Origin of the sequence: Streptomyces sp. NPDC053367 (assembly GCF_044545925.1) — a bacterium.
Lineage (GTDB): Bacteria > Actinomycetota > Actinomycetes > Streptomycetales > Streptomycetaceae > Streptomyces.
Window position 1 is genome coordinate 548,731 of the sequence record NZ_JBITYN010000005.1, and the last position, 6,534, is coordinate 555,264.

Genomic DNA, 6,534 nt, shown 5'->3' on the forward strand with positions numbered 1-6,534 from the left:
GGCGGGCCGGTCAGCGGGACCTCGTCAGCGCGTCCCTCAGCAGCGGTGCACCCCGGCGCTCCACGAACCGGTTGAACAGCCACGCCAGGAACAGCATGCAGACCAGCGTCGAGGCCAGGGTCGCGTAGGCCGGCAGGCCCAGGTGCCGGTGCAGGACCTCGACGGCGACCCAGCCCAGGTGCTCGTGCACCAGGTAGAAGGGGTACGTCAGCGCGCCCGCGGTCGTCAGCCCGCGCCAGTCGGCCCGGCGCAGCGCGCCCAGCGCCACGGCGAGCACCGCGAGGAAGCCGAGGGTGACGATCGCGATGATCACGTACGCCGAGCGGTAGGAGAAGTGGCCGGGCCCCGGCCGGTGCCACAGCTCGGCCACCGCGTAGTGCTGCCCGGTCAGCCAGCTCACCGCGACGATGCCCCAGGCGGTGACGTCCCTGCGGTCGCGGTACAGCAGGTAGATGCCGATGCCGCCGATGAAGAAGGGCGCGTGCTCGGGCATCAGCACCAGGTCGAGCAGGGGCTGGTCGGCGGCGTCCGCGACGGCGGCCGCGAGCGTCCACACCGCGCAGAACAGCACGACCCGCCGGCGGGAGGCCCCGGGCAGTACGACGCACAGGGCGAACAGCGCGTAGAAGCGGACCTCCACCCACAGCGTCCAGCACACCCCGAGCACCCGGTCCGCGCCGAGCGGCTGCTGAAGCAGGGTCATGTTCACCAGGGCGTCGCTGGGCGAGACCGCGTCGTACGCCACCACCGGCAGCGCGAACACGGCCGTGACGAGCACGACGGCCACCCAGTAGGCGGGCATCAGCCGGGCCACCCGCGAGGCGAAGAAGGACCGCAGCGGGCGGCCCCAGCCGCTCATGCAGATGACGAAACCGCTGATGACGAAGAACACCTGGACGCCGAGGCAGCCATAGGCGAACCAGGAGGACAGGGTCGGGAACTGCGTCCTCGGCGAGGAGCCCCAGGCCTCGGTGATCTCACCGCCGCGACCGCCGTAATGGTAGAAGGCGACCATCAGCGCGGCGAGGAGCCGCAGTCCGTCCAGGGCTCGCAGCCGCCCGCCGGAATTCCTCGTCGCGGGCTCGCTCTCGCCGCGGGATTCCCCGAGTGCGGACGCGACGGAGTGGGGCGCCGGAGTGCCGACGACCGTTTCGGTCATGGGGCCATTCCTCAGTCACCGGTTGGGTCAACGCGCCCACCCTAGGAGGCGATCGGGGGCAATTCCGCTCGCCGGAAACACCATTTGCCCGACGGTCCCGAGCGGTTCACCTGCTGGTCGCATTGGTTTCTTACTGTTCTCCGACCTTCACCCATGCTTCGGCATCTTCTTGCCTTCTTCGCCATTTCCCAGAGCAGGAGCACCATGACGAGGGTTCGCAGCAGATGGTCACGTCCCCGGACCGGGGACCTGGCATCCGCGCCCACCGACGCCGGCCCGCCGACCGCCCAGGTCACCCCGGCCGAGCTGGACGACTGTCTGCGCGCGTGCGCCGTGCACAGCGGCAAGCTCGTCGGGAGCCTCGACTCCCGGCGCATCGCCCTGGCCGAGCAGCTGCGCAGGCTGCTCGCCCTGTGGGCGCAGACGCAGGCGCCCGCCCCCGCCCCGGCCGGCGCGGGCGGCCTCATCCGGCGCGGCGCCCGGCCCACCGGCCCCGGCCTCGGCAACGACCTGCTCGACGCCCTGCTCGCGGTCGCGGGCAAGGCCCTGGACTGCGGCTACGACGACGAGCTGAACCTCGCCCTGCTCATCAGCGACACCGTCCTGACGCAGCGCAGGAACTCCCGCGCCGGCTGGCGGCTGCGCGGCCGGCTCCTGGAGGCCATGGGCCGTCCGGCCGCCGCCGTGGAGGCCTTCGACCGCTATCTGGAGCTGACCGACGAGGACGGCTTCGGCGTGCGCGCCAAGGTCGCCGGCGTCCGCGTCGCCCAGGACAGGCGCGCCGAACTGCTCGGCCTGCTGCGGCGTACGGTCCCCGGCGCCGAGCGGTTCGCCACGGCCCCCGCCACCGACACCTGGGCCGACGGCCTCGCCGCCCACGCCGCCGGCGAGTGGGAGGACGCCCGCGCCCGGCTCGTGGGAGCGCTTCTCGCGATGGACCGCGCCGAGGCGCCCGAGCAGGAGTTCCAGGAGGCCCTCGCCCACTACCTGGACCTCGCCACCACCGCCCAGGTCCGGCCCACGCCCGAACTGACCGAGCTGATAGCGCTGTTCGCCGAGCAGCGCCGCAACCGTATGCGCGGCCCCGTGGCCGACCCGCTGTACGGCGGCGTGGAGTGGCTCACCCTCGGCGAGTTCCGCAACCGCATCGCGGGGAAGTCCGTCGCGCTCATCGCCAACTCCGGCAAGGTGGGCGCCAGTTCGATGGGCACGGAGATCGACGCCTACGACCTGGTCGTGCGCTTCAACTCGTACCGGATCGACCCCGTGCACACCGGCCGGCGCACCGACATCCACGTCACCATCCACAAGCACGGCTTCAACTGGGACCAGCCCGTCGACACCCGGCTGGTCTTCGGGGGTGTCTCCGCCGACTGGAAGCACTCCCTGCGCACCCGGCTGGTGCCCGGCGCGCAGAAGTACCTCGGCGACGAGACGCTGCGCTGGCCGGTGCGCAACATCGGCCGCCTGGGCACCGACCGCTGGCCGTCGATCCCCACCAGCGGCTTCAACATGCTGTGGCTGCTCGACTTCCTCGACGTCAGCCCCACCCTCGACCTGATCGGCTTCGACTTCTACGAGTCCGGCGCCTACCGCGTGGACGCCGCCATGAAGATGCCCATCACGTCCGTGCACGAATACACCAGCGAGAAGGCATGGGTCATGGAACGGGCCCAGAGCGTCTCCGGCATGAGGATCTCCCTGCGATGACCGCGACCACCGTGTCCACCGTGTCCACCGCCCAGGGCACCGCCGCCCCGGCCACCGACGCCCGCACGCTCACCGGCAAGCGCCGCATCGCCTTCGCGAGCTTCGTCGACGAGAACTACCTGCCCGGCTTCCTCGCCCTGCTGCGCTCCCTCGCCCTGTCCAACCCGGGCGTGTGCGAGGACTTCGTCGTCCTGCACGACGACCTCAAGCCGTCCTCGGTCGCGCGGATCCGCGCCCTGCACCCCAGGGTCGACTTCCGCCGCGTCGACGCCGACCACTACGACACGTACGCCAAGGGCGACCAGGACAACTACCTGGTCCGCAAGGCGTACTTCATCCTCGACGTCTTCAAGATCCGCGACTACGACACCGTGATCACCCTGGACACCGACATGGTCGTCCTCGGCCCGCTCGCGGAACTGCTGTCGCTGCGCGAGGGCCTGGCGGCCGTACCGCAGTTCTTCTACGGCCGGCACAAGCTCAACTCGGGCCTGCTCGTCATCCAGAAGGAATACCTCAGCGACGCGTTCTACGCGAAGATCGACAAGGTCGGCCGGGAGGGCTCCTACGAGCTCGACAAGCACGACCAGGGCATCCTCAACGCCGTCCTGGACGGCGACTTCGTGCGCCTCGACCCCAAGTACAACTTCGTCAAACGGCGCCTGTCCGGCGACCTCGACGTCCCCGACGGCACCGCGGTCCTGCACTTCACCGGACGCCACAAGCCCTGGCAGGGCGGCGAGGCCGGCTACACCAAGGCCCAGGAGCGCTGGCGCGAGTTCGACATGAGCGACGCCGCGCTGCAGTCCGCCTACCTCTCCCGCGGCGGCAACAGCATGCACCGCGATCTGCTGGTGCACTTCGGCACTCCGTACGTGGAGCGCACCGGAGACGTCGACACCGCCCGCCGGGTCGCCCACGCGCACATCGCGAACGGCGACTACCAGCAGGCCGTCGAGATCATGGAGCGCGTCCACCTGCCCATCGACGAGGCCTGGCCGCACGAGGTGTACGGGCACGCCCTGATGAGCGTCTCCCGCTACGAGGAGGCCCGCGCCCAGCTGCTGCTCGCCACCGCCGCGCCCAACCGGGCCTCGACCGCGTTCGCCCGGCTCGCCCAGATCTCCTGGGTGCACGGCGACGACGCCGCCGCCCGGGAGTACGCCCTGCGGGGCCTCACCGTCGACCCCACCCACCGCGCCAGCCGCGTCTGGCACCAGCGGGCCACCGGCGTCCCCGCGCAGGCGCAGGGCAGTCCCGGCGAGCAGCTCGCGCACGTCGCCTTCTACATGGACCGGCAGGGCAACGCCGGCGACAAGCTGCTGCCCGAGTCCGTCCGGCTCGCCTTCGACCCGGACACCGGCGGCCGCCGCTGGCACTCCGTCCACGCCCACCGGCTGTTCGACGAGGCCGCGCTGGAGCGTGTCAACGCCCGTCGCGGCCTGGTCATCGGCGGTGGCGGCCTGTTCATCCCGGACACCATGCCCAACGGCAACAGCGCCTGGCAGTGGAACGTCCCGGACGAGATGCTGGAGCGCATCGAGGTGCCCGTCGCGGTGTACGCGGTCGGCTTCAACGCCTTCGACGGGCAGTCCTACCGCGCCCGGCGGTTCCGCGAGTCGCTGCGCAAGCTGGTGGAGAAGTCGGCCTTCTTCGGCCTGCGCAACCACGGCTCCATAGCGAAGGTCCGCGCGATGCTGCCGGCGCACCTGCACGACAAGGTCCGCTTCCAGCCCTGCCCGACCACGGTCACCCGGCAACTGGTCGCCGGCTGGCAGGACCCGGCGACGCGCGACGACACGATCCTGGTCAACGCCGCCTATGACCGGGCGGGCCTGCGCTTCGGCCACGACTACGGCTACTTCCTCGCGCAGATGGCCAAGGCCGTGAAGGACCTCGGCGCGCTCGCCGAGGTGCAGATCGTCGCGCACTCCCTCGACGACGAGAAGCTCGCCTTCGACCTGCGCCGCGAGCACGGCATCTCGCTGCCGGTCGTCCCGATGTACGACTTCGACAACGACGCCATCCGCGACCTGTACGCCCGCACGAAGCTGGTCATCGGCATGCGCGGCCACGCGGGCATGATCCCGTTCGGCTGCGGCACGCCCATCATCAGCCTGATCTCGCACCCGAAGATGGCGTACTTCCTCGCCGACATCGAGCGGCCCGAGTGGGGCGTGTCGGTCCACGACCGCAACCTCGCGGCCGTCCTCGTCGAACGCTCCCGCGACCTGCTCGCCGACCACGCGAAGACCGTGGCGGACGTGCACGGCAGGCAGCAGGAGCTGTGGCGGATCACCCGGGCGAACGCGGCAGAGCTGCGCACGATCCTGGGCTGAGCACCGCCCGCGGTGTGAGCCGGGCCGGGCGACGGCCCCGGCTCACACCCAGGGCTACGCGCTCGCCAGCGACAGCTTCACCGCGAAGCCGAGGAACAGCGCGCCCGCGGCCGAGGTGGCCCCCGCCGCCAGGCGCCTGCGCCGGCGGAAGGCGTCCGCGAGGCGGGTGCCGCCGAATATCAGCAGGGACAGGTACAGGAAGCTGGCCGTCTGGAGCAGGGCGCCGAGCACGACGAAGGACAGGGCCGGGTAGGCGTAGTCCGGGTCGACGAACTGCACGAAGAAGGAGATCAGGAACAGGATCGCCTTCGGGTTCAGCAGGGACACCACCAGCGCCCGCCGGTAGGGGCGCTCGTCCCCCGGCTCGGCCGCCGCGGCGACGACCTCCTCGACGGTCCGCTCCCCGCGCGCCTTCCACATGGCCCACGCCGAGCGCAGCATGCCGTACGCCATCCAGCCGAGGTACGCGGCGCCGGCGTACTTCACCACCAGGAACAGCAGTGGTGTCGTGGTGAGCACCGAGGCCGCCCCGAGCGCGGCCAGGGTCATCAGGACCGCGTCCCCGGTGAACACCCCGGCCGCCGCCGCGTAGCCGGTGCGTACGCCCCTGCGGGCGGCCACCGAGAGCACGTACAGCGAGTTGGGGCCGGGGAGCAGGACGATCAGGACGAGTCCTGCCAGATAGGTGGGGAGATCGATGACGCCGAACATGAGAAGGAGTGTCGCACGGGGGTACGACACTCCTTCCCGGGATTCCGTGCAGCGAGACGAGGCTCAGAACGCGTCCGAGGGCACGTACGTCCCCCACACCTCGCGCAGCGCGTTGCAGACCTCGCCGACGGTGGCGCGGGCCTTGAGGGCGTCCTTCATCGGGTAGAGGACGTTGTCCTCGCCCTCGGCGGCCTTCTTCAGGGCCTCCAGGGCCGCGTCCACCGCCGCCTGGTCGCGCTCGGCGCGGAGTTTCGCGAGGCGTTCGGCCTGCTGGGCCTCGATGGCGGGGTCGACGCGCAGGGGCTCGTAGGGCTCTTCCTCGTCGAGCTGGAAGCGGTTGACGCCGACGACGACCCGCTCGGCGGAGTCGGTCTCCTGCGCGATGCGGTAGGCGTTGCGCTCGATCTCGTTCTTCTGGAAGCCGTGCTCGATCGCGGAGACCGCCCCGCCGAGGTCCTCGACCTTCTGCATCAGCTCCACGGCCGCGGCCTCGACCTCGTCGGTCATCTTCTCGATGACATAACTGCCCGCGAACGGGTCGACCGTCGCCGTCACGTCCGTCTCGTAGGCCAGCACCTGCTGGGTGCGCAGCGCGAGACGGGCCGACTTGTCCGT

General features: G+C 71.1%; 5 protein-coding genes. 2 read left to right on the forward strand and 3 right to left on the reverse strand.

Annotated features, from left to right (window positions below):
- Positions 1-10 precede the first annotated feature (10 nt).
- On the reverse strand, positions 11-1,159 hold the full coding sequence (locus ACIGXJ_RS17910) for an acyltransferase family protein (protein WP_399645947.1): 1,149 nt from the start codon (positions 1,157-1,159) through the stop codon (positions 11-13).
- Positions 1,160-1,363: 204 nt separating this feature from the next.
- Between ACIGXJ_RS17910 and ACIGXJ_RS17915 the strand changes: the two genes are divergently transcribed.
- Both ACIGXJ_RS17915 and ACIGXJ_RS17920 read left to right on the forward strand, forming a co-directional pair.
- Complete coding sequence (locus ACIGXJ_RS17915) at positions 1,364-2,869, forward strand: glycosyltransferase family 29 protein (protein ID WP_399645950.1); 1,506 nt, start codon at positions 1,364-1,366, stop codon at positions 2,867-2,869.
- Positions 2,866-5,208: a glycosyltransferase gene (locus ACIGXJ_RS17920; RefSeq protein WP_399645952.1), complete on the forward strand. Its 2,343-nt coding sequence runs from the start codon at positions 2,866-2,868 to the stop codon at positions 5,206-5,208. Before ACIGXJ_RS17915 ends, ACIGXJ_RS17920 begins: the two co-directional genes overlap by 4 nt.
- A 54-nt stretch (positions 5,209-5,262) precedes the next feature.
- Here the strand turns inward: ACIGXJ_RS17920 and leuE are convergent, their stop codons facing one another.
- Positions 5,263-5,919 (reverse strand): leucine efflux protein LeuE, encoded by a 657-nt coding sequence (gene leuE / locus ACIGXJ_RS17925; protein ID WP_399645955.1) that lies wholly within the window; start codon positions 5,917-5,919, stop codon positions 5,263-5,265.
- A gap of 63 nt (positions 5,920-5,982) precedes the next feature.
- The coding region (locus tag ACIGXJ_RS17930; RefSeq protein ID WP_399645957.1) for a methylmalonyl-CoA mutase family protein at positions 5,983-6,534 on the reverse strand (552 nt) is incomplete at its 5' end.